This is a genomic window from Altericroceibacterium endophyticum, from assembly GCF_009827595.1.
Classification (GTDB): Bacteria; Pseudomonadota; Alphaproteobacteria; order Sphingomonadales; family Sphingomonadaceae; genus Altericroceibacterium; species Altericroceibacterium endophyticum.
In genome coordinates this window covers 34,717-59,327 of sequence record NZ_WTYT01000006.1, presented here as the reverse complement: position 1 = coordinate 59,327, position 24,611 = coordinate 34,717, and the positions used below count along the sequence as shown (strand labels likewise).

Genomic DNA, 24,611 nt, shown 5'->3' with positions numbered 1-24,611 from the left:
GCTGGGAGAGAGAATAATGCTGACACGGCCCTTTCGCACCATGAGCGCGGCGCTTGCCTGTACAGTCATGACGGTGCCTGCATTGTCTGTTCCGGCGCTGGCGCAGGATTATCCCGATTATCAGCGGGAATCGCTCTATGTGCCGGTGCGTGACGGCACACGTCTGGCCATGAATGTCTATCGCCCCGCTGATGGGGATGGCGTGGAAACGGACAAGCTGCCGACGATCTTTGTCTTCACCCCCTATCGCGCGCGCTACACCGATGAAGAGGGCAAGGTCCATGAGACCGCTCTCGAGGACGGGCTGGCGCTTCGCAGCTTGCTGCGTGCGGGCTATATTGTGGCGGTTGCGGATATTCGCGGCAAGGGCGCAAGTTTCGGTTCGCGCCGCGGCTTTCAGGACCGGACAGAGGCGCAGGACGGGCATGATCTGGTGGAATGGCTCGCCCGGCAACCATGGTCGAGCGGCAAGGTCGGCATGGTGGGCTGTTCCTATCTTGGCGGAACGACGATGCATACGGCCAGCACGGCACCCCGGGCGCTGAAGGCGATTTTTACTGGCGCCACCGATTGGGACAAATATGAATTCGTGCGCCGGGGCGGGATCACCGCGCAATTCAACACGCGCCCGGATGAACCGCTTTCCGATGATCTGGCCAGCGTACCGGTGGATGCGGACAGCAATGGCGCTCTGCTGCGCGAAGCGGTGGCGATGCATGCCGAAAACACGTCCATGGCCGGGCTGTGGTACGGCATGCCCTACCGCGACAGCATCAGTGCACTGACCGGCAATGCCTTCTGGCAGGAAGCGGCGATCTGGCAATATGCGCAAACCATCAAGCAAGCCGGGATTGCGACCTATTTGTGGAGCAATTGGAAGGATGAGCCGACGAGCCACATCCTCGTCGCTGCGGAAAATCTGGACAGCAAACTGCTCGTCGGCCCGGGCAGCCATTGCCAGACGCCGAAGGATTATGACTTCACCGGACAGATAACCCGCTATTTCGACCATTATCTGAAGGGTGAGGATAATGGCTTCACCGATGAGCCGCGCGTTACCTACTGGCACGATGATGGCGCCGATGGCGGCACCTATATTGAAACGGATACCGTTCCCGGTTCTGCCAGTGACACGCTGACCTATTATCTCGGTCAGCAGGGCGGCAATCTGCTCGCCCCGCGTCCCGTTAATAGTGGCAGCGCCGGTTTTGCGGTTGATTACGACATCGCCGATGATGCGTATTTTCCCTTCTGGCCGCCTTCGCTCGATGATCACGGCGTGACCTTTGACAGCGCACCTGCCAGCGCCGCTCTTGATCTGCTCGGCTATCCCGTCGCCAATATCGCGATCAGCGTGGACCGGCCGGATGCCGATGTGTTCGTCTATCTGGAAGATGTGGGGAGCGATGGCGCGGTGGAAGTCGTGTCGTTCGGGCGGCTCAAGGTTTCGCACCGCAAAACATCCGCCGCCCCGTGGGACACGATGGGGCTGCCCTGGCATTCGGGACGGGAGGCTGATGTCATGCCGCTGGGTGCGGGTGAAACGGCGATGCTTTCGATTGCCATGATGCCGCTCGCGCACCGGGTCTTGCCGGGTCACAGGCTGCGCTTCCTGGTGACTGGAGCCGATCCGCGCCAGCGCAACCTCGCCGACTTGGTGCAGAATCCGCCGCCGAAGATAGCGGTCCATTATGGCTGGGAAACCGGGTCACGCCTTGATCTGCCATTGGCCCGCCCAAGCGACATGAAGGGGCGGGATGAATGAACGCGAAACGCACAGCTTTGCAGCTGCTCGGCCTGCTATGTCTGAGCGGAACTGCCGCCTGCACCATGCCGCCGGCCAGCGCCGATGAAGCCACTGGATTTAACGGTGTGGCAACCGCCCAGACTGCGCTAACCGGTCAGATTGGCTCCCCGGCCGGAACCGGGCGATGGAGCGGCATCGCGCAGGCATTGCCACAAGCGCCCGGCTACACATTCTACCGCCCGCACATCCTGCCAGATCAGCCGCTGCCGGTGGTGCTGTGGGGTAATGGCGGGTGCCGCGATAATGGGCTGAGTGCCAGCCATTTTTTGCGAGAAATTGCCAGTCATGGCTATCTGGTGATCGCCAATGGCCGCCCGGCGAAGGAGCTGCCGACTTCGGGCACACTGCCGTCCATGCGCATGGATATGCGGTCGCAGCCGGACAAACCCCAGCCAGATGAAACCAGCGCGGCGGGTCTGTTGGCAGGCATTGATGTAGCCCATGCGTTGAATACAGATCCCGAAAATGCGCTTTACGGCCATGTCGACACTGATCGCGTGGCGGTGATGGGGCATAGCTGCGGCGGGCTTCAGGCTCTGCAGGCCGGCGCAGATCCACGGATTGGCACTGTGATGGCGTTTGGCAGCGGGGTCTATAATCGCCCGGGCAGCGGCCGGAGCGGTGTGAAGATCGACAAGCAGGACCTCCTTAAACTCCATACTCCGGTGGCCTATGTGCTGGGAGGACCGAGTGATATTGCATGGCCCAATGGCACCGATGATTACCGGCGGATCGAGCATGTTCCGGTTGTGCTGGGCAGCATGCCAGTTGGCCACGGGGGCACGTTTATGATGGAAAATGGCGGCGCATGGGCAGCCTTTGCTGTGGAGTGGCTGGCCTGGCAGCTGAAGGGCAATCAGCAAGCAGCGGCGGCCTTCCTGGCCGAGGATTGCCGCTTTTGTACGGGTGACTGGACGACTGAAACAAAAGGCTGGTGATGGACATTCTGCATTTGGCTTAGCGCTGTGAGACGGCGCCGCTGGAGGCAGTCGCTCGCCCCGCAGGCTAAGCCAAATAGAGAGGGCGCTTAATTCGCCTCCGTCACATTTGCTGTTGCCTCCGCCGCGCGCATGATGCGCAGCACATTGCCGCTTGTCATCTGGCCGATCTGTTCGGGTGTATAGCCAGCTTCCAGCAGGCGGGCGGTCAGCATCGGCAAGGCGGAGATATCCATCATTCCCTTGATCCCGCCGCCGCCATCCCAGTCCGCGCCGAAACAAACGTGATCGACGCCGGCCACTTCAATCAGGTGCAGTGCGGCTTCCATATATCGATCAAAATCGATCGACCACATCGGATCAGTCTGATCCAGCGCGCGCCAGCGGCGGATCAGATCTGCTTGCTCGGCTGCCGAGAGTTCGGCAATCTGTTCATAGCGGTCGAACAATTCGGCGCGTTCATCTGTCAGGTGCATGTCGCTCATATAAATCGTCGACATGCAGATGGCGCCATTGTGCTCCGCCAGTTTTCGGATGCGGGTGTCATCCAGATTGCGGGGATGGTCAAAGGCCCAGCGCGGTGAACTGTGGGACAGGATAATCGGCGCCTGCGACAATTCCAGCATTTGATCAAATGCCGCGTCGGAGGCATGGCTGGCGTCGATCACCATGCCCAGCCGGTTCATTTCTGCCACCCATTTTTGTCCCAGCGGGCTGAGACCGTTCCAGCGGGGCGTGTCGGTGGCGGAATCTGCAAATTGATTATTGGCCGAATGAACCGGCCCGGCCATGCTGACGCCGCGCTGTCTGAATTCCTTCAGCAGTGAGAGATCTTCCCCCAGTGGATAGCTGTTTTCGATGCTCTTCAGGGCAATCAGCTTGCCTGCATCATTCAGCCGCTGCGCTTCTGCTGCGCTGGTGGCGGTGCCGATCATCGCGGGATGACGCGCCATTTCGCGATCGATTGTGTCCGAACGCTCACGCGCGAATTGAAGGGCGTCTTCATAGCCTTGCGGCGTCAACGGTCCCTGCGCGGTATAGATCACGAAGAAGCCGCCATCGAGATTGCCCTGTGCCATCCGGCCCAGATCGACCTGCGCAATATCATTGGCGAGCGTATGCGACGCTGCGAAATCCCACCCCTCTCGCCCGAAATTGATCGGCGTATCGAGATGCGTGTCGAGCACCAGCAAATTGCGATGCACATCCATCGGGCTGTCGACATTATCGGAGGCAAGATGCGTGCAGCCAGCCAGCAAGGCGAGGGGGGCAATCAGGAGGCTTCGTGCGATCATGTGGAATTCCCTTTCAGCGTGGTGGCTGCAGCGATGCGCGCGGCATGTCGTCGTGAGATGTGGGAGCCGCGTTGCGGCGAAAAATTCTCGCACTACCGATCGTCAGCAGCGGCAGGACGAAACTCAGCAGAAATATCAGGGCCATCAGGCGGTATCCTGAGGCAATCAGCGTGACCAGCCCGATGGCATTGGCCACGAACATGCAGGCGGCAAGAACGCAAATCGTGGTTACTGGCCGGAACCAGCGATGCGGCATGGCTGCATCGTGGCGGCGGGCATAGAGATTGGCGGCACGTTCATTCAGAGCGTGAATGACGCCCACGCCGCTTTCCAGCAAAGCGCCCATGACCATCAGCTGGAACACGATGCGGAAGGCCGGGCTGTTTATCCGTTGCAACAGGAAGTCCGATGGCAGCGTTTCGTTCAGGATGATTGGGTAGAACGCCACCATTGCCACCGTAAAGGCGAGCGCCGGAGCCATGGCCAGCGGTCCTGCAATCGCACCCGCGATCACCGCGTTCCGGCGTGATGTAATGTGGCGCAGAACCGGCAGGATCATGATGGCGGTGACGATGTTATAGATGCCGTAGGTTGCCCCCAGAACCGGCCATTGCGGCCCCACAATTCCGGCGGCGAAGGATTCCGCGATCCGATCGCCGAAGCGGCTGATGGCGAGGATCAGGAATATTGCATAAACCGCGTATAGAATGGGTGAGATGAATTTGAACATCATCTCCACCGCGCTTTCACCCAAGCCAGCGATTACCGCGATCAGCGCAGCGAGCGCCAATGTTCCAACCACGTTCGGCAGGCCGAACAGGCTTTGCCCGATTTCCCCGGCTGCGGCGCCGAATACCGCCAGCAGCAAGACGGAAAACAGCACATAGCACAGTTCGAATATGATCGCCCCGCGGCCCAGCAAGCGATCCATGAATGTGCGATAATCATAGGCGCCCACGGCATGCGCAAAGGCGAAGGTCAGCGCTGCGACCACGCTCCACAATATCGTTGCGACCAGCATCGCCAGCAGCCCGCCCACTGGTCCCTGGCTCAGGAAGTATTCGGTCAATTCCCGGCCGGTTGCGTAGCCGCCACCGATAATGACGCCTTTCATGGCGAAGGCAGGCAACAGGAATCGCTGAAACCATGTTCCGCGTTGCTGTGCCTGCGTGCCGCTCATTTCAGGCAATTATTCACAAGTGTTTCAAACGGCGCCCCGCCGCGCACTGGGTCCGCGACTGGCAGGCCCAGACTTGCGGCCTCTGACGCGAACAAGGCCTGGGCTTCATCGAAAGAAAGCCGGGAGGTGTTCAGGCTGACCCCGGCACAGCGAATATCGGGATTGGTGAGACGGCCCAGCTGTACGGTAAGGTCGATCACCTCCGCGATGGAGGGCAGGGCGAAGCCGTCCAGCCCGATGATCTTCTTTCGCGTCGGGTCGTGGCATACGATGAATACGTCCGGCTGACTGCCATGCAGCAGGCCGAGTGATACGGCGGCATAGGAGGGATTGAACAGCGAACCCTGCCCCTCAATCACATCCCAATGGGCGGCCGTATTGTCAGGGCTGAGCATCTCAGCGGCGCCAGATTCGAAATCTGATACAACGGCATCCATCGGTATGCCGCCGCCCGCGATCATGATGCCGGTTTGTCCCGTCGCGCGGAAATCGGCAGCGATGCCCTTGCGCTGAAAGGCGCGATGGATGGCGAGGGCGGTATATTTCTTGCCCAGCGCACAATCGGTGCCGACGGTCAGCAATCGTTTGCCGGTGCGTTTGCGCCCATTGCCCACCGGGATCTCTGCGGGAGGCACGCGAATGTCGATCAATTTGCGGCCGGTTTTTCTGGCGGTCTCGGCCAGGGCGGGCACATCGCCGAGCCGCACATGCAGTCCGCTGACAATGTCGAGCCCGGCCTCCATCGCATCGACCAGCGCGGCTTGCCAGCTTTCGGGCAGCACGCCGCCGAGATTGGCGACACCGATCAACAGCGATTTCGCGCCGGCTGAAGCCGCCTGAGCGGCGCTCAGACGCGGAAGGCCGGTGGATACTCCGGTCTCGCCCAAGGACCATTCACCCACGCACAGTTCGGGTGCCCAATCGGCCAGCCCGAATGCGGTTTTGGCATAATTCTCCTCCGTCACATCGCCCAGAAACAGCAGATAAGGCTGCGGCAGGGCGAGCGATGATGCGGCATCAGGGCTGGCCGCTTCCATTTGCAGGGTCGCCGTCACGATCAGAAATCCGCGCCCACATTTATGCCAAAGGTGCGCGGACGGATCGGCGCCGCAAGAACGGCCGTGCCGGGCCGCGAGCCAAAGCTGCTGGCACTGGTCAGCCCCCGTGAATCGGCCAGGTTCTTGGCATAAAGCGAGATGTCGAAGCGATCGAGACGAACGCCGGCCCGCAGGTCGATCCGGGCATAGCTGTCCAGTGTCAGCCGCTCCCCGAAAGTGGTTTGATAGGCATCGTCAAAGGCGGTGGCCTGCTCGCCGGTGAATTGAAGTGTGCCGCCGACAAAAGCCGTGCTGTCGCCTGTCAAAGTCCATTCGTAATCGGCAGAGACACCGCCCGTCCATTCGGGGGCATAGGGCAGGCGGTCGCCTGCATAACCGCCATTGCCAGCAGGGAGGTCTTCGTCGAGTTTCGCGTCATTATAGGCGAGGTTGAGCGCCACATCAAAGCCGCGAAGAGGGCGCAGCGTTGCGCTGAGTTCTACGCCTTTGCTGGTTGCGCTGTCGCCATTGCCATCGCCGCCAATCGGGCCGACGGCGGTTTCATAAACGACCAGCACCTGAATATCAGACCAGTCGAGATAATAGGCGGAAGCATCGATGGACAGCAGCCCATCCGGGGTGCTGGCGCGCATGCCCGCTTCATAGCTGATCAGCGTGTCTGAATCGAATTGCCGGGGGAAATTCGGGCCTGCTCCGGGTGGCACGACATTCGGGCCGCCGGGACGATATCCCTTGGCGACACGTGCATAGACCATCGCATCGTCAGACAGATCGAAACGCGGAGACACCGACCAGGTGAACACGTCCTCGTTTGAGGCGCCATTCTGCACATCGGGTGCCGGTTCGCCGACAAGGAATTGATACACCCCGTCGAAGACGATGCGGCTGGTCTGCTTGTTATGGCTGTATCGTCCACCCGCCGTGATGTCGAAACGCGGTGTCACGTGGAAGGTGACGCTGCCGAAACCGGCATATTCGTCATATTTCGCCCCGACATCAGCTTTCAGGAAATCGGTGAAGAGAACGCCTTCACCATTTGGCCCGGCGGGCAAGGTCATCGAAGGATCAATGGCTTTGCCAGTGCCGATGTCAAAGGGGAGGTAGGCCTGATCCAGCGACCCGTCCTCCCATGTGTAATAGGCGCCGATCAACCACTCAAAGCGGTTGCCCGGGGCGGATTGCAGGCGCAATTCCTGCGTGAACTTCTCCTGACCGGCCATACCGGGGAAGGTAAAGCCGAGCGGGTCCGTATCCGGTCCGCCATAGATTGAATCCGCCAGCCCGGCGAGCTGGTAGGTGACATCATAGACTTCAGCCTGATCCAGCGTGCTGTAGCTGGTTGCAGATGTCAGCGAGACCGGGCCGAGATCCCAATCGATCGTGGCATTATACAAACGATAGTCGACATTGTTCTTTTCCGGATAGAATTCGGATCGGGTCAGCCGCCCGCCAGTCGAAGCGCCGGTATTGGGATCGATGGCGAGCGGTTCGAGCGTGACGGGATCGGCATCGAATGTCCCGCGGGAATTGGCGCGGATATTTTGCACGATCGCGGTCAGTCTGACCGAAACAGCATCATCGGGTTCAATCAGCAGCGAAGCACGGCCGCCATAGCTGTCATGGTCATTGGCATCTTCGCGATCAATGCCGACGGTATCGATAAAGCCGCCTGTTTTGCGATAATAGCCACTGGCCCGCAATGCGGCGATGTCGCCAAGGGGAAGGTTGATCACGCCATTGGCGTTCCAGCCCATCTCGCCGCCCTTGGTAAATTCAGCGCCGGCCCGCACGCGCCCTTCAAATTCGCCGAGCTTCGGCGCGACCGTGACAAATTTGATCAGTCCGCCCAATGAGTTTGCGCCGTATAATGTGCCTTGCGGCCCGCGCAAAATCTCTATCCGTTCAATATCGAAAGTATCGAAATCGCCGGACATCACAGCCCCGTTGCTTTGACCGGTGCTGGGGCTGAAGGGTGTTTCATCCACATAGACGGCGGCGGTCGGGCTGGCGCCACCGGTGTTGATGCCGCGCAGCACGATACGACTATTGCCGGGATCGGATTGTTCAAGGGTAAGACCGGGGACGAGCGCGGTATAATCGACGAGGCTATTGGCCTGCTGCACTTCCAGAGTGTCGCCGCCGACCACGGAAATTGACTGAGGAATATCATCCAGCGTCTGCGACCGCTTTTGCGCGGTGACGATGATCGTCCGATCGCGCAGGACATCGCGCGGCCCATCTCGGGTGGCAGCGGGATCCTGTGCCATGACTGGGGTCGACGCTGTGGCGGCGACAAGAACGCACGCCGCGATCCGATAGGTGTCGATTGTCATTTTCAAATCCCCTGCTGTCGCCGATTGAATGCTCGCAATGGCTATTGTGACCGTGCGGTAAATTTATTGTCCTAATTAGAAAACTGTCAACCTAATTAGATAAACTAATCTGGATTGCCCCAGATTTCGTCAGCACAATGGATGCGTCCTTGCGCGTAAACGACGCTGGGGGTGCGATCCTGAGCGAGAAAGGTGGGGCCATCGAGATCGACGACATCGCACAGCTGCCCAAGCAGATAGGATGGGGCCATGGACAGGCTGCTGCCCATCATATTGCCAACCATAACCCCCAGCCCCAATGCGCGCGCCCGTTTTGCAATCGCCAGCCCTTCTGTCAGGCCGCCGCATTTATCGAGCTTGATATTCACGATGTCGAACAGGCCGCACAGTGCGTCTGTATCGGCCAGACAAAGGGCGCTTTCATCCGCCGCAAAGGGCAGTGGGCGTGATAGACCCGCAAGGTCACTCTCGTTCCCGCGCGGCAAAGGTTGCTCCAGAAGCGCGATACCGTTATCCTCCAGCACCAGAAGCAATCCGGGCAAAGAGTGGCTGTCATAGCCCTGATTGGCGTCGACCCCGATCCAGGCATCCGGTCGGGCCGCGCGCACCGCGGCAAGCCGCGCGGCATCGAGTTCAGCCTCTCCCGTCAGTTTCAGCTTTATCGGGGCAAGCGGGTCGAGTGAGGCCGCCGCCTTTGCCATCACGTCCGGTGCATCCGCCCCCAGTGTCAGCGTTGAGAGAAGCGGCCGAGGTTGCCGCAGTCCAGCCAATTGCCAGACCGGCGTGCCCTGTTGTTTTGCCTCCAGATCCCAGAACGCGCAGTCAATGGCATTGCGCGCACCTCCCGGCGGAAGGATCGTCTGCAAGTCCTTCCGCTGGGCACCGCGCTTAATCGCAATGCGGGCACCCTCAGCGGCCTCGGCCATATGGGCAATGTCGTCACCCAGATAATAGACGCCGGCCCCTTCACCCCGACCAATGTGGCGACCATCCGACAATTCAGCCAGCAGCACGCTGGTGTGCCCAAACACATGCCCTGAAATGCGGAATGGTTGCTTATAGGGAAAACGTTGGGTCGTCAGGCGCAGCGTCAGGGGCAACGGGCTGGCCATCAATAGACCATCCCGAAGCCGTAAATGTGAAACCGGAAGGTGACCCAGAGGAAGACCAGCCCAGCCAGTAACAGCAGCAGCGCGCCCAGTTTCATCGTCCATGCGCGTCCGTCACGGAAGGACAGGAACAGATGATATGCGGCTGTGATTGTCAGACCGATAGATGCAAGGGGGCACAAGATGCGGACCAGCATGATCATGTCATCAAGCGGGCCACCAATGGCACCAATGTCGCCCATGAATGTGGTGATCAGAATGATCCAGCAGGCCAGAGCGGCCAGGATCAACCACGCAAAGACACGGGTCAGGCGGTAAACGAGGCGGTGGGTCCCCTGCAGTGGGAACTCAGACCCATAATGCCGCCGGACCAGGGCGCGTATCGGCCACGCCAGCGCCGCCAGCAGAACAATAGCCAGTGCCGCGAACAAAGCGGGCAGCAGCCATGCCGGATTTTCACCGAAGGATGCGGGTTGCAGAACGGTGAAAGGCGACATTACATCCATGCTGAGACGCGTGACCTTGCCATCCTTCACTTCGGCGGCAACGCGTTCACCCGTCTCGCGGTCGCGCCAGACATAGGGTTCCACCTCGATCCATTCGCGCGGGCCGGAGGCAATCGCGTCAAGCGCGGGAATGCTGATTGTCCCATCCGGCGTTGCGATCACTTCGGTCGGGCTCAGCAGGTTGAGCACGCTCATGAAATTGGTGAATGCGCCGCGGCTGGATACGTAATGACCGGCGACCAGTGCAGCGTGTTGCCGCGCTGTCTGCTCGTCGATGGGCGTGTAACTATCCTCACCGGGCAAATAGCGATCGGCAAATTTATGCAACAGCGCACCGCGGATGGCATGAGGCGCAGCATTGATGCCATTGCTGTTGAGCGAGACATAGACGCCGACACCTTCCTCAGGAAACAGCCAGAGATCAGAGTGGAACCATTCGGTGTCGCCGCCATGGGCAATAGCGCGGCGGCCATTTACGCGCTGTTCGTAAAATCCCAGCGCCATCGTATTGAGCGGACCGAGTGCTGGCGCCCGGAAATCGTGCATCTGGCGTGTGGTTTCCGCGCTCAGCAACGGGCCACCGCCCTGCAGATGCGCGATCATGAAACGGCCCATATCCGCGCCACTGGATGCCAGTGCACCGGCAGGTCCGGGAATGACGATTTCGTAAGGCTTTGCCGCTTCGGTGGAGGTTGAATAACCTTTGGACATGAAGCGTTCAAAACGCTTGGGCAGCGGCTGGCGGAAGGTGGAGTGGTTCATTTTCAGCGGCGTGAATATCCGCTGGTCGATATAGTCATCAAAGGGCACGCCGCTGACGCGCTGAACGATATAACCGGCGAGCGCAGTGGCATAATTGGAATAGGCCGGCGTGGTGCCGGGGGCGAAGACGCGCTGCGGCAACGCCTCCTTCACCAGATCGCCCAGATCCATTGCGGCTGCGGGATCAGCGCTGATCAGATGGCGCATCGATTCCTCGAAACCGGCACTATGCGTCATGATCTGGCGCAGTGTGATAGGCTTGCCTTCATAGGGCGGAATTTTGAAGTCCAGATAATCATTCACATCGCGGTCAAGGTCGAGCTTGCCGGCCTCAACCTGCTGCATGACGGCAGTCCAGGTCAGCAGTTTGGATACAGAACCGGGGCGAAACATGGTGGTTTGCGGGTCAACTCTGCGCTGGCTTTCTACATCGGAATAACCATAGCCTTTGCTCAGAATGGCCTGATCACCCTGCACGACCACAACGACAGCACCGGCAATGCGCCCGCGTTCCAGTGCATAAGGGAAAAAGCCGTCCAGCCACGCCTCTACATCAGCGGGATCAAGCGGCGCGATGGCGGTGCTGTCTGATGGTGCAGAGTCCGGCGTTTGCGAATTCGAGGGCGCTTGTGTTGCCTCAGCAGGCCCGGAGCCCTGACGCACCGACTGCGCCGGAGCTTGCACGGCAAGCACCATCACACTCAAGAGCGCCAGACATAACATCATGACAAGCATGATTTTGGGCGTAATCTTGCGGATGATAAGCATGATGGATACCCCTGATTGTCCTGAGCTGCGCGCTATTGCTAGTCAGGCGACCCAATTGTAGAATAATCGTATGTAAACCTAATGAGGACATAATGATCCTGATTAGAAAATTGTCAAATGCGGAGTGGCATGGTTGACCAAAGTGCAGGATAATTCGACCACGCTGGGGCAGGTCATGCGCTCAATTCGGGCGCGTAATGGCTGGACACTCAAGGAAATGAGCGCGCAATCGGGCATCCCGGTTTCAACCTTGTCAAAGGTTGAACATGATCGTCTGACGCTGAGCTATGACAAGCTGCAGCAACTGAGTCGCCGGCTGAACATTCGTATGTCCGACCTGTTTGCCGAGAATGCCGGGGAAGAGCCTGCTCCGGTGGTCACCGGCCGGCGCAGCATCGGTTCAATCGATAACGCGGTGCGGGTTACCACCGATAATTACGATTATTTCTATCTCTGCACCGACCTGCGCAAAAAGCGGATGATCCCGATCATTACCCGCATCCGCGCGCATAGCGCCAAGGAATTTGGCGAGTTGGTCCGTCACAATGGCGAGGAATTCGTCTATGTGATCGAAGGCAGCATCGAAGTGCATTCGGAATTTTACGATCCGGTCGTCATCGCCACGGGGGAGGGGATCTATATCGATTCCTCAATGGGCCATGCCTATGTCACCGCCAAGGATTGTGAAGAAGCAGTCGTGCTGGGCGTTTGTTCGAGCGCGGATGAAGGGCTGATGGATTCGCTGATGAATTTGCACGGCTAATCACCCTGCGCGGCATGGCTTTCTGGCGCTGTGAAGGCGCGCAGAAACATTCTTGTCAAAGGCGGCTCCGCTCGGGAACAGTTTCCGATCCGGCCTGCAGATGGGTATCGTCTGCGCTTGCAAACAGACACCCTCAGCACATTCTACCGCCTCATTTCAGCTCCTTTTGCCGAAACCGCCGCCGCCCGGTGTTTCGATGATGATCGTGTCGCCTGCGCCCAATGTTACATCGGCCAGAGCGGGCAGCGCTTCGGTTTCGCCGGTGCTGCGGCGGACCCATTGCCGGCCGACTTCGCCTGCTTCCCCTCCAGCAAGACCGAAGGGCGCAATGCGCCGGCGTGATCCTACCAGCGTGGCCGACATAGGTTCACAGGCGCGGATAGCGCGAATTGCACCATCGCCGCCGCGCCATTCGCCATCGCCGCCGGAGCCCTTGCGCAGCGCAAACTGTTCCAGAATGACGGGATAGCGTGCCTCAAGAATTTCGGGATCGGTAATGCGGGTATTGGTCATATGGGTGTGGACGCAGCTGGCCCCGTCAAAGCCCGGCCCGGCGCCTGCACCACCGCAGATGGTTTCATAATATTGATAATCGCCATTCCCGAAGAGGAAATTGTTCATCGTCCCCTGCGAACTGGACCCGGCACCCAAAGCGCCGAGCAGGGCATTGCATGCGGCCTGGCTGACTTCCGTATTGCCTGCCACCACGGCCGCACCCGGTTTTGGAGCGAGGAAGGAGCCTTCCGGAATGATCAGTTTCAGCGGCCGCAGACATCCCTCGTTCAAGGGAAGATCTTCCTGCGCCAGACAGCGAAAGGCGTAAAGCACGACCGCCACCGTCACCGCGCGCGGGGCGTTCATATTGCCGCGGCGTTGTGCACTGGTGCCGGTGAAATCTACGGTTGCGCTGCGCGTTTCAGGGTCGAGCGATACGGTAACGACGAGGCGTGAACCGTCATCCATTTCGTAATCGAGCGTCCCGCCGGAAAGTGTCTCGATAACCCGGCGAATGCTGTCTTCGCCATTATTCATGGCAAAGCCCATATAGGCGAGCGTGACGTCCCAGTCATAACGTTGGGCAATGCCGTTGATTTCGCTGACCCCGGCATAATTGGCCGCCAGTTGAGCGCGAATATCGGCAATATTGGTATCGGGATCGCGTGCAGGCCAGCGTGCCTCGGTCAGCAAGGTGCGGAAGGCGCTTTCGCGGAAATTCCCATCGCGCACGATCAGGAAATTGTCGATCAGCACGCCTTCTTCTTCAAGTGATTGTGAATTGGCCGGGGTCGACCCCGGCGTGGTGCCGCCAATGTCGGAATGATGCCCTCGATTGGCGACGAAACAGCGCAGCGTGACGCCATCCTCATCGAACACAGGCGTCACGACGGTTACATCGGGCAGATGCGTTCCGCCATTATAGGGATCGTTCAGGATAAAACTGTCGCCCGGACGCAGGTCGCCTTTGCGCCGTTCCAGAATGGTGCGCACGCTTTCACCCATTGCGCCCAGATGCACCGGTACATGGGGCGCATTGGCGATCAGCGATCCCTCTGCATCGAACAGAGCGCAGGAAAAATCCAGCCTTTCCTTGATGTTGACGCTGGTTGATGTGTTGCGCAGCACAGCGCCCATCTGTTCCGGCACGCTGATAAACAGGTTGTTGAACAGCTCCAGCATCACTGGATCGACCGTTTCAATATCGGGTTTCTGCCGGCGGATTTGGGTGATCCGCGTCAGCATGAGCTCGCCGTCAGGCAATACTTTGGCCTGCCAGCCCGGTTCGACCATGGTGGTCGATGTGTTTTCCCGGATCAGGGCCGGGCCGGTCATGGTCTGCCCCACATGCAGATCGCTGCGTTCATAAACGGCGGTGGAGTGGGTTTCTCCTGCGGTCCAGACATCGATATTCTCGACCGGATCGGACCCTTCGCCATGTCCTGAGCGGATTTGCATCGGCGGAATGGGCGGCCCGGGAATGATGGCCTCCACCATCAGATCTGCTGCAATGATTGCGCGATCGGGGGAGCAGAAGCCGAAACGCGCCTCATGCGCGCTTTCAAACTCCGCCTTCATCGCCGCCTGATCAGCCAGAGTGACGGGCAGGCTGGTATCACTCCCCTTGTAACGCAGCCGCAAGCTCCGTGAGATTCCAACCTGATCGGGATGTTTCAGCTCTTCGCGCAGCCGCTCTTCCATTTCGGCAGCGGTTTTGTCGATGGCATCCTGCGACGATGGCGTGAAGGGTTGTTCCAGCGTGGTTTCCGCAGCGGCACTGCTATCGGCCAGGCCAATGCCAAAGGCCGACAACACGCCGGCAAAGGGATGGATCAGGATGCGCTCCATCCCCAGCTCATCGGCAACCATGCAGGCATGCTGCCCACCGGCACCGCCAAAGCAGTTCAGCGTGAATTCGGTTGCATCATGGCCCCGCTCAAGAGCGACACGCTTGATGGTTGCAGCCATATTGGCCGCCGCGATCCGCAGGAAGCCCTCGGCAATTTCGCAGGCAGAGCGTCCGTCACCAATCTCGCCCGCCAGATGTTCGAATTTGCGGGCGACAGCTTCCGCGTCGAGCGGCAAATCGCCATCGGGGCCGAAGATGGTGGGGAAATGGTCCGGACGGACTTTGCCGCACATCACATTGGCATCGGTAATCGTCAGCGGACCGCCGCGGCGATAACAGGCCGGACCGGGATTGGCGCCCGCGCTGTCCGGCCCGACAGTAAAGCGCGATCCGTCAAATTGCAGGACCGAGCCACCGCCCGCGGCGATGGTTTCGATGTCCATCATCGGCACGCGCATGGCGACGCCCGCTACTTCCGTGTCATAGGCACGTTCGAACGCGCCGGCATAGAGCGCGACATCTGTGGATGTGCCCCCCATGTCGAAGCTGATGACCTTGTCTTCGCCAATGGCATGGGCAGTTCTGGCTGCCCCCACGACGCCGCCTGCTGGCCCTGATAGAATGGCATCCTTGCCCTGAAACTCGGCTGCGCCCGTCGTTCCGCCATCGGAGCGCATGAAATAGAGCGGTGTATCGCCCAATTCACGTTCCACGCGCCCCACATAATCACGCAGCACAGGGGACAGGTAGGCGTCGACCACGGTGGTCTGGCCGCGTGCGACAAGGCCGATGAGGGAGCTGACCTGATGGCTGAGCGAAATCTGCGGGAATCCGGCTGCTTCGGCCAGTTGGCCAATGCGTTCTTCAAGCTCAGGATATTTCCACGCATGAGCGAAGGCCACGGCGCAGGAATCATAGCCCTTTGCACGATATTCCGATAGTTTCTCAGCCGTGAAAGCCGCGTCAAAGGGCGTGAGAGTATCACCTTGCGCATTCACCCGGCCGGGAACTTCCACAACCGCTTCATACAGCGGAACAGGGAGCTGGATATCGAGCGCAAACAGGTCTGGCCGGGCCTGATGCCCGATGCGCAGCAAATCGCCGAACCCTTCATTCACGATCAACAGGGTGCGTGCGCCCTTGCGTTCCAGCAGAGCATTGGTCGCCACCGTTGTACCCATCCGGACCGTCTCGATTTCACCGGCGGGCAGGGGGGCGCTGAAATCAAGGCCGAGAAGCTTGCGGATGCCGGCGGTTGCCGCATCCGAATATTGTTCGGGGTTTTCGCTTAGAACCTTGGCGGTGAGCAGCTCACCTGCAGGGTTGCGCCCGACCACATCGGTAAAGGTGCCGCCGCGATCGATCCAGAATTGCCAACCCGCCATGTTCCATCCAATTCTGCTAAAAACCTCTCAGTTCATTGATGAAATATCGATAAATTGTCAACGTGAGCATTGGTTTTACAGTATAAAAGAATTGCAGATGGACGTGCGATTGGGCACAGCATGCTCCCATGCAGACAAAACCACGCACCCCGATATTGGCTTCAGCGCATCTCGCCGAAAGTGAATTGCCGGAGCTTTCCGAAATGGAGTTCGCCATTTCCCTCGTCGCGCAGGCTTATAACCGCTGGATCGTGCGCTGCGCCATTGCTGCCGGGGCGCAATTAACGCCCTTGGAAGTGCTCATTCTTCATACCGTGCGCCATCGCGACAAGCCGAAGCGTTTCATGGATATCCTGCTCATCTTGCAGATCGAGGATGCGCATCTTGCCAATTACGCGGTGGGCAAGCTGCAAAAGGCCAATCTGGTCCACGTTGAAAAGGCCGGAAAAGAGAAGATCGTTGGCATTAGCGAGGAGGGCATCGCGTGGTGCGATGCCTACCGCGATCTTCGCGAGCAGCTCCTCGTCGAAATCATCGGCGAAAGTTCACTTGAACCGGAGCAGCTGTCAGACAGCGCGCGCCAGTTACAGCTGCTGGCCAGCCACTATAATCAGGCGACGAGAGCGGTCGCTACGATGTGATGGTGTGCCTGTCGAGCCATCGGATACCCCTCGCTTTCGAGGTCCGATGGCTCAATGCGGCATAAGGCAGGATGCGGGTTATTTTCTGCTGCTGTTCGATCAGGCGTTTAAAATGCTCCGCCACTACGCCTTTGCAAAATTATAGATCTTGATGTTCGCACAGGCCGCCAGACCCTCGATACCAAATTCCACGCCCATGCTTGAATAGCGGGCACCGCCGAAGGGAATATGCGGTGCCACTTCGCCATGCTTGTTGACGTATATAGTACCGGCGACCAGCCGCTCGGCAATTTCTCGGCCCTGATCGATGTCTTTTGTCCAGACCGAAGCCGCAAGGTCGACATCGAGGCTGTTCGCCTGCCGGATCGCATCGTCGACATCGGTGAAACGGATGATCGGCAGCAGCGGGCCGAATTGCTCCTCGTCCACGCAGGCCATGCCTTCTTTCGCATCGGCGATCAGCGTGATCGGGAAGAAGAACCCTGTCCTGCCGCGCGCGGAACCGCCTGTCAGCACCCGGCCGCCTTCCTCGGGAGCCGCCGCCGCGAGCCGGGAGACTTTCTCGAACTGCATTGCATTCTGCACCGGGCCGAGCACGTTGTTCTCATCAAGGCCTTCCCCCATCGGGACCGCATTCGCGAGTTCGGTCAGCGCCGCGCAAACCTCGTCATAGACATCGTCGTGGACATAAAGCCGCTTGAGCGCAGCGCAGGTCTGGCCGTTGTTGAGGAAAGCACCCCAGAAAATTCCCTCGGCCACGGCCTTCGCATCGACATCGGGCAAAACGATGCCAGCGTCATTGCCGCCCATTTCCAGCGTCAGCTTTTTCAGCGTCGGAGCAGCGGCGGCCATGATCTTCTTGCCGGTCGCGGTGGATCCGGTGAACATGATCTTGTCGATATCGGGATGTGTCGTCATCGCTTCGCCAACGCCCGGGCCATCGGCCACCACGCTGAGCAAGCCATCGGGAAGTTCACGCGCCAGCAGCTCAACCATCCGCAGCGTGGAGAGCGTGGTATAGGGTGAAGGCTTGATGACCACGGCGTTGCCCGCCCGGATCGCGGGGGCAATGTGCCAGATCGCGATCAGGAGCGGCCAGTTCCACGGGGTGATGGAGCCGACCACGCCGACTGGCACATAGTGCTGCTCGACACGCGCCGCTTCGTCATCCTGGATCACCTTGACCGGCAACGACATTTCGGCGGTCGCCCCCAACCATGCCGCGCATCCACTCAGCTCGAATTCGGAACCGATGCCCTTCAGCGGCTTGCCTTGTTCACGGGTCAGAAGGCGTGCAAGTTCGCCGCTGTTCTGGGTGATGACACCGGCCAGCTTGCGGCAGGTCTCGGCGCGAACCTCGTCGGGCTGGCTGCCCCAATCGGCCTGTGCCCGCATTGCGGCGGAGACGGCGCGGTCGACATCGGTTGCCGTGCCCACCGGCGCCAGGCCGATCAGCTCGCCATTTGCGGGATCGTGAACCTCGCGCGTTTCCTTCGCCCCGATAGCTGCGCCATCGATCCACATCGTATATGTTTCTGCCACCATCACACCCAACTCCTTGTTATCAGACATTTTCTGCGGGATTTCCCGTCTTCTGTACCGCGCGCGAGACCTTGCTCTTGTCGAGGACGGCGCTCCACGATCTCCTGTGCGTTGATTGGCCCGTAGAGCCCGACATGGGGCGCGATCGAGCGGGATGTGGTCGAGGCCTGACGCATCGCCCGATCAGGTGAAGCGGCCATAACGGTAAGGGCCCGGGTCAACAATTGGCGGCGCGCCGGTCGCAAGATCAGCCGCCAGCTGTCCGGCCGCGGGGGAAGACCCGAAGCCATGGCCGGAAAAGCCGCTGGCGACCGTAAGACCGGGTACTGCTTCGAGATTGTCGATCACCGGCATCGAGTCCGGTGTCATGTCGATCATGCCTGCCCAGTTTGCCGCTATGGGCGCCCCCGCAAATGCGGGCCAGGCGGCGGCAAGATGGCGCATCGCCTCGGCATTGATGCTTAGGCTAAATTCGGGGTTCTTGGTGCGGGTCTGCTCGAAGGGCGAAACGTCGGAGCCCTGCCAGCGCCGGGGAGTCCTGATATCGGCCAGCAGCTCTTGCCCGAACTCGATCCGCATGGCCTTCCAATAGGCCTTGAGCGACGACAGATATTTCGATCCGAGCAGGAAACTGTCCAACGTGATCGGGGCGACCAGTCCGGCGCGGTGCATGATGGTGTAGCCGCCGGTGTAATCCTTGCGGAAGGAGAAGTTGGCAGCGCCCGTGGCAATGTCCGCAGGGCCTTCCATCGGGGCCGTCCGCAGCACGGAAATCGTCAGGGGCAGCATGTGATAGCTCACGCCGAGATTGGCGAGAAACCTGCGCGACCAGAGCCCGCCTGCGAGGATAACCTGTTCGCAAGCAATCTCGCCGCGTTCGGTCACCACGCCGGAGACCCTGCCGCCGGAGGTTTCCAGCACCCGCGCAGCACAGTTTTCGAGGATAACCGCGCCCTTGGCCATGGCCGACCTGGCAATGGCGCTCGATGCCTTGGTCGGTTCTGCCTTGGCGTCGGAAGCGGTGTAGATGCCCCCCGTCCACTGCTCCTGCCCGCCCGGCACAAGCTCCGCGATCTCGCGGCCGCTGACGATCCGGGAGTCGGTATGATGGCGCCCGACCGCCTCGTGCCAAGCCTCGTAGGGTGCCAGTTCGGCCGCATCGCGTGCGGCGAACAGAATGCCGCATTGGCGAAAGCCAACATCCGCGCCCAGGCGCTGCGGCATTTCAATCCATAGGCGATCGGATTCTATCGAGAGTGGCAGGTCCAGTGCGGCGCGGTTGGTCTTGCGGACCCAGCCGAGGTTGCGTGAAGACTGCTCGCCCGCAAGCCGTCCTTTTTCAAGGACAGTGACGGGCACCCCGCGTTCGGCAAGGGTAAGCGCGGCGGTCAGGCCGACGATACCGCCGCCAATGACCACGACTTTGGTCTCCGCCGGCAATTCAGCAGAAGTTGCGACCGGGTCGACCTGAGGCGGCTGTCCCTCCATCACGCACCAAGCAACAGCCGCGAAACGTCTGCCGCGCCTGCGCCGCGATAGGCCGTCACTTCGATTTCCACCTTGTATTCCTCCAGCCCGAGCGGCGGACAAGTCAGCGTCAGCGCCGGGTCAACACCGCGCATCCGGTTGCCATAGGCAGTGACGACTTCCATGAAGTCTTCGGGCTTTTGAACGAACACCTTGGCCGAGATCACGTCGGCCAGCGAGGCGCCGACCGCTTGCAGCGCCCGTTCGATATTGTCGAGAACCTGATTGGTCTGCTCGGCGAGATCTTCCGGGATTGTCTTCGTCTCTGGATTGCGGCCCGCCGTATTCGACACGAAAATCCAGTCGTCCACCGCAACACAGCGCGAATAGGCCCCGTGCTGTTCGGTTGGTGACCCGGTCGAGAGTTTGGTGATTTCTGTCATTTTTTGTCTTCCTCAGCGCAGGGCCGGAGCGTCCCACAGGTTCAGTTTCGTGCCGATCCCGCGCTCTATGGCATTGCGATAGAGCTTGGTGCCCCAGGCTACGTCCTCGACCGGCATACCGCCGACCGACAGGATGATGATTTCTTCGTCGTTCCTGCGGCCCGGCGTCACGCCGCTGACAATCGCGCCGAGGTCCTCCAGTCCGTCCTTCGACAGCTTGCCCTGGTCGACAAGGTCGAGCCACTGCACGCCCGCAAGGGGAATGATCTCATGGGCAGGGCGCGGCATTTCCTCCATCCACGCTTCGTAGAGCCCGGTGTTGTCGAACACTTTGCGGATCTCCGGGCCATGCAGGCCATCGGTGAAGTTGCTGGCGGCGGGCATCGCGAAGAACGTGCCGGGGCTCACCCACTCGCGCTCGATCTTGGGATAGAGGTCGATATTGCCGGTCTCGCTGGCCTGACAGAAGCTGACGATATCGCAGCCGCGCACCACTTCCTCGTCGGTCGCGACGCGTTCGATCGTGGTGATCTGCGGAAACGTCTCCTCAACCCAGTCAGTGAAGGCATCGAGGCTCTTCGCGCCGCGCCCCTTGACCTTGAGGGTGTCGATCAGCGGGCAGGTCGCCATGAATGCCGACAGCGAGGTGCGTGCCATCACGCCGGGGCCGCAAATGCCGACTACGCGCGAATCCGGGCGCGCAAGATGCCGCGCACCCACTCCCGGAATGGCCCCTGTACGATAGGCCGAAAGCAGATTGGCCGACATGAAAGCCAGCGGCGCGCCGGTTTCCGTGTCGTTCAGGATGAACATCAGGATGGATCGCGGTAAACCCTTGTCTTTATTGGCTATATTTGACCCGTACCATTTAACGCCGGTGGTGCCGAAATTGCCCCCGAGATAGGCAGGCATGGCCATGAAGCGGCGGTCTGCCGTGGGCTTGGGCATGGTCGGAAACGGGCTGTCCTCCGGGAAGACGATCATCGACCCGTGCGAACTGTTATTTGCGCCGGGCATGCGATAGTCGCCTTGGTAAAGCAGTCCGAACATCTCTTCCATTGCATCGACGCAAGCGGCCATGTCGGTCACACCGGCTTCAATCATCTGCTCCTCGTTGAGATAGATGAAATCGATCCGCGTGGACGATGCTTCATTTTCGGGCATAGGACTCTTCTCCAGACCATGCTCAGGGCATGCGATTATGGTAATTCAGGAAGCTATAAGGACACGTGCTCGATGAGCCCGCGCGACGCCGGTGAAAATAGCGAGTGTCAGCGCTGAACAGCCGACCGAAAACATCAAGACATTCTCCAGCCCGCCGAACTGGATGAGACGCCCCCCGATGGCCGGGCCGATCCCCCCGCCGACCGAAAGGGTCGTGGCGGACAGGACCACGAAGCGCCCCGAGGCATCCAGCTCGGCGCTCAGCCCGAACAGGAAAGCGAGGCCGAAATTGATGGTGCTGAGCAGCAGGAAGGTGCCGATCGTGAAGACAGTGATGTCGTGTGACCAGCCGATCAGGGCTAGGCCCGCAGCCTGAAACAGGAAGACGCCCGCCATCGGAACGATCCTGCCAAAGCGCGTGCCGATTGCGGCGGCGATGAAGCCTCCCAGCGCTGCGACCCCAAAACCGATTGAGAGGACCAGTCCGGTCGTCCCGGCCGAAAAGCCCTTCTGGCCCGCGATGAGTTCGAGGAACGACCAGGAGGCTGCGATACCTGCAACAAAGATGATGCTCGCCCCTAAGGCCAGCAGCGATTGCGCCGCGCTGGTCGGCTTGCCGCCGGGCATGGCTGCGGGGGCATCGTGATGGAGTGCCGCTTCCACATCGAGGTCTTCGTCCACTGACAAGGCACGCGCAGGCAGCCATGTGGCGATCAGGCCAAGCACCACGAACAGGACCGCAAAAGTCACGGCAGCCGCCTGCAAGCCGCCAAGCGGCAAGGCGACAGCCGGGATGAAGAACAGCATCAGCACGCTGGGCACTGATTCCATTCCCAGCTTCAGTCCGAAGGCGCGGTCGGCATTGTCACTGTCGCCTGCGATCGTCATGCCGAGGGCGTAGAGCATGCCAGCGGCAATCCCGATCGCTCCGAACAGTGCGGCTACGGAGGCAAAGGACGAAAGCATGGGAAGCACCAGAAAGCCGCCTGCCACCAGCGCGCTCGCTATGAAAGCTGTTCGCCGCCAGTGCAGATGGCGGATGAACAGCAGTGCGGCCACCACCAGCAGCGTAAAGCCGGCATTGTAGGCAAAGATGATATCGCCAAGCTGCGATTGTTCGAACCCGAAGGCACTATCCAGCGCCCCGACGACCACCGGCGCAGCACTCACGATAAGCGCTCCCGAACCCGAAATCGCGCCTATCGCCAAGGCAGCGGAGGGCCGATCTACCGGATTGGATACAGTCGGCTGGGCAGGCTTTCCTGCGGGTTCGGCGGCGTCCGACATTGTCATTTCTCCCACGTTCAATCTACCCGATTTGCCGCTTGCAGCGGCGTTCCGGAATGCGGGGACATGCCCTAAGCCGGAATGTCGCCGCTGCATGGCGCGTCCTCAATCGGCCTGATAGACGACTTCGCCACCGACCATGCTCATGAGCACCTTGGTATCATGGACGCTGGTGATCGGAACTTCGAAGATATTCCGGTCGAGGACGATGATGTCAGCCAGTTTGCCTTCTTCGATCGTGCCCGTCGCATGGCCGAAATTCATCTGCTGGGCGGAATTGCGTGTGAACATGTCCACCGCTTGTTTCAGGGTAATGCGTTCCTGTGCGCCAAGAACTTCGCCCCCGCCGCCGGGCACCTGCCGGGTGACCAGCGTCTCGATGGCCAGCCATGGATTGACCGAAGGGACCACGCTCCAGTCCGAACCGGGGACGACCAGCGCGCCCGCATCAATCGCATCCTTGACCGGGATCCAGCGCTTCATCCGTTCTTCGCCGACAGCCCTGCGAATGTCGCCGATGATCGGGTTGGGATACCAGATGTAGGGCGAGAATTCGAAGGTGGCGAAGATGCCGCGCGCACGTTCGATATCGCTCATCTGGACAAAGCTGTTGTGGCCGACATTATGGTACTGGCCAGAGAAGCCGTTCTGCTGCCGGGCATATTCGATGGCATCAAGCCCAGCGCGCACTGCGGCATCGCCTGCGGCATGGAACTTCACCGTGAAGCCGCGGCGGTCCAGATCGGCGACCAGTGCGTTAACCTCGGCGGGCGGGATCATCAGCAAGCCGCGTTCGCGCGCGGTCTGATCATGATCGGAGTGCCCGGAATCTACATAGGGATCGACCATCGCGGCGGTATGGCCATCGGTTGGCACGCCATCGAGCATCAGCTTGACGCAGGTCGGCGAGAAATTGTCGCGCGCAAATTCCATATGCCGGTCGATCAGCGACATATCGCGGCCCCACAGGCATCCACGCGCCCTGATCGGAAGCCGTCCTGTGTCAGCCAGCAGGTCATAGGCGCGAGCAGACGTCTCGGCGACGCCAGCATCGTCAAAGGCCGTGATCCCGTAAGACATCATTTCGTTCACTGCCCAGGAAAGCGCTTCGCTCGCCTCCTCGACCGTCGCTTCCGGGATACGGACAGAAACGAGCATGGCAGCCGCTTCGCGCAGGACGCCCGTGGGCTCGCCAGAGCTGTCGCGCTCAATGATACCGCCGGCGGGATCGGGGGTGTTGGCATCAATCTCGGCTATGGCCAGCGCGCGGGAGTTCGCCCAGGCGCTGTGGCCGCTGATGTCGCGCAGGATAATCGGATTGTCCGGCGAGACCTCGTCCAGCAACTGCCGCGTCGGCGCAACTCCGAGCGAGTTGTTGTCATAGCCGCCGCCGGTGATCCAGTGCCCTGCCTCCGCCTTGGCGGCGCACTCGCTAATGACGGCCAAGGCCGCATCAAGGGCCGATCCCTGCGGGACCCTGCAGTCCTTCTGCGCCATCCCCGCACCCATCGGGTGGACGTGCATGTCGTGGAGGCCCGGCATCACCATGCGGCCGTTCAGATCGAGCGTCTGGGTCGAGGCGGCCATGTGCGGCGCCACATCCTCTGCATCGCCAACCGCCACGATCACGCCATCAGCCACCGCCATGGTGGAGGCCCAGCCATCAGGGGTGTAGATGCGTGCATCCTCGATCACCAGATCAGCCTCTACCGGCGGATACTCGTTGGGTTCATTGAACTGTGCCGCAGCGGGTGCGGAAAAAGCCGCTAGGGCTATCGTTGATAGGATTGCTGCGCGCATTTCAAATTTCCTCTGTCAG

At 60.3% G+C, this 24,611-nt stretch carries 17 protein-coding genes; 4 read left to right on the top strand and 13 right to left on the bottom strand.

Annotation, left to right across the window (positions count from 1 at the left end; genetic code table 11):
• The first annotated feature begins 16 nt into the window (after window positions 1-16).
• Both GRI91_RS13345 and GRI91_RS13340 read left to right on the top strand, forming a co-directional pair.
• On the top strand, window positions 17-1,765 hold the full coding sequence (locus GRI91_RS13345) for a CocE/NonD family hydrolase (RefSeq protein ID WP_160737197.1): 1,749 nt from the start codon (window positions 17-19) through the stop codon (window positions 1,763-1,765).
• Window positions 1,762-2,745: an alpha/beta hydrolase family protein gene (locus tag GRI91_RS13340; RefSeq protein WP_160737196.1), complete on the top strand. Its 984-nt coding sequence runs from the start codon at window positions 1,762-1,764 to the stop codon at window positions 2,743-2,745. The genes GRI91_RS13345 and GRI91_RS13340 overlap by 4 nt, the downstream gene beginning before the upstream one ends.
• A gap of 89 nt (window positions 2,746-2,834) precedes the next feature.
• Here GRI91_RS13340 and GRI91_RS13335 read toward each other — a convergent pair whose 3' ends face one another.
• The 6 genes from GRI91_RS13335 to GRI91_RS13310 all read right to left on the bottom strand — a co-directional run bounded on the left by GRI91_RS13335 (window position 2,835) and on the right by GRI91_RS13310 (window position 11,756).
• The gene (locus GRI91_RS13335; RefSeq protein ID WP_160737195.1) at window positions 2,835-4,040 is read right to left on the bottom strand and encodes a dipeptidase; all 1,206 of its coding nucleotides are present in this window, start codon (window positions 4,038-4,040) and stop codon (window positions 2,835-2,837) included.
• A gap of 13 nt (window positions 4,041-4,053) precedes the next feature.
• Window positions 4,054-5,220 (bottom strand): YkvI family membrane protein, encoded by a 1,167-nt coding sequence (locus GRI91_RS13330; protein ID WP_160737194.1) that lies wholly within the window; start codon window positions 5,218-5,220, stop codon window positions 4,054-4,056.
• Window positions 5,217-6,257: an N-acetyltransferase DgcN family protein gene (locus GRI91_RS13325; RefSeq protein ID WP_160737449.1), complete on the bottom strand. Its 1,041-nt coding sequence runs from the start codon at window positions 6,255-6,257 to the stop codon at window positions 5,217-5,219. The genes GRI91_RS13330 and GRI91_RS13325 overlap by 4 nt, the downstream gene beginning before the upstream one ends.
• 20 nt (window positions 6,258-6,277) lie before the next feature.
• Window positions 6,278-8,611: a TonB-dependent receptor gene (locus tag GRI91_RS13320; RefSeq protein WP_160737193.1), complete on the bottom strand. Its 2,334-nt coding sequence runs from the start codon at window positions 8,609-8,611 to the stop codon at window positions 6,278-6,280.
• 104 nt (window positions 8,612-8,715) lie between these two features.
• A complete protein-coding gene (locus GRI91_RS13315) occupies window positions 8,716-9,723 on the bottom strand; it encodes a dipeptide epimerase (protein ID WP_160737192.1) in 1,008 nt (335 codons plus the stop codon).
• Complete coding sequence (locus GRI91_RS13310; RefSeq protein WP_237437894.1) at window positions 9,723-11,756, bottom strand: serine hydrolase domain-containing protein; 2,034 nt, start codon at window positions 11,754-11,756, stop codon at window positions 9,723-9,725. Before GRI91_RS13310 ends, GRI91_RS13315 begins: the two co-directional genes overlap by 1 nt.
• A gap of 175 nt (window positions 11,757-11,931) precedes the next feature.
• Between GRI91_RS13310 and GRI91_RS13305 the strand changes: the two genes are divergently transcribed.
• Window positions 11,932-12,519 carry a helix-turn-helix domain-containing protein gene (locus tag GRI91_RS13305; RefSeq protein WP_160737447.1) on the top strand — a complete coding sequence of 196 codons (588 nt, stop codon included), beginning with the start codon at window positions 11,932-11,934 and terminating at the stop codon, window positions 12,517-12,519.
• 156 nt (window positions 12,520-12,675) lie between these two features.
• On the opposite strand, the gene GRI91_RS13300 is transcribed toward GRI91_RS13305, so the two are convergent.
• Entirely contained in the window at window positions 12,676-16,248 is a 3,573-nt protein-coding gene (locus GRI91_RS13300) for a hydantoinase B/oxoprolinase family protein (RefSeq protein ID WP_160737191.1), read from the bottom strand.
• Between the two features lie 203 nt (window positions 16,249-16,451).
• On the opposite strand from GRI91_RS13300, the gene GRI91_RS13295 reads away from it, so the two are divergent.
• Entirely contained in the window at window positions 16,452-16,889 is a 438-nt protein-coding gene (locus GRI91_RS13295; RefSeq protein ID WP_160737190.1) for a winged helix DNA-binding protein, read from the top strand.
• A 123-nt stretch (window positions 16,890-17,012) separates the two neighbouring features.
• On the opposite strand, the gene GRI91_RS13290 is transcribed toward GRI91_RS13295, so the two are convergent.
• The 6 genes from GRI91_RS13290 to GRI91_RS13265 all read right to left on the bottom strand — a co-directional run bounded on the left by GRI91_RS13290 (window position 17,013) and on the right by GRI91_RS13265 (window position 24,592).
• A complete protein-coding gene (locus tag GRI91_RS13290; RefSeq protein WP_202385594.1) occupies window positions 17,013-18,461 on the bottom strand; it encodes an aldehyde dehydrogenase family protein in 1,449 nt (482 codons plus the stop codon).
• Window positions 18,462-18,614: 153 nt separating this feature from the next.
• Entirely contained in the window at window positions 18,615-19,919 is a 1,305-nt protein-coding gene (locus GRI91_RS13285) for an NAD(P)/FAD-dependent oxidoreductase (RefSeq protein ID WP_160737189.1), read from the bottom strand.
• Window positions 19,919-20,341, bottom strand: coding sequence for a RidA family protein (locus GRI91_RS13280; RefSeq protein WP_160737188.1), 423 nt, complete (start codon window positions 20,339-20,341; stop codon window positions 19,919-19,921). The genes GRI91_RS13285 and GRI91_RS13280 overlap by 1 nt, the downstream gene beginning before the upstream one ends.
• Before the next feature lie 12 nt (window positions 20,342-20,353).
• A complete protein-coding gene (locus GRI91_RS13275; RefSeq protein ID WP_160737187.1) occupies window positions 20,354-21,505 on the bottom strand; it encodes an ornithine cyclodeaminase family protein in 1,152 nt (383 codons plus the stop codon).
• Window positions 21,506-21,550: 45 nt separating this feature from the next.
• Window positions 21,551-22,792: an MFS transporter gene (locus GRI91_RS13270; protein WP_160737186.1), complete on the bottom strand. Its 1,242-nt coding sequence runs from the start codon at window positions 22,790-22,792 to the stop codon at window positions 21,551-21,553.
• Window positions 22,793-22,897: 105 nt separating this feature from the next.
• On the bottom strand, window positions 22,898-24,592 hold the full coding sequence (locus GRI91_RS13265; protein WP_160737185.1) for an amidohydrolase: 1,695 nt from the start codon (window positions 24,590-24,592) through the stop codon (window positions 22,898-22,900).
• Window positions 24,593-24,611: the final 19 nt, after the last annotated feature.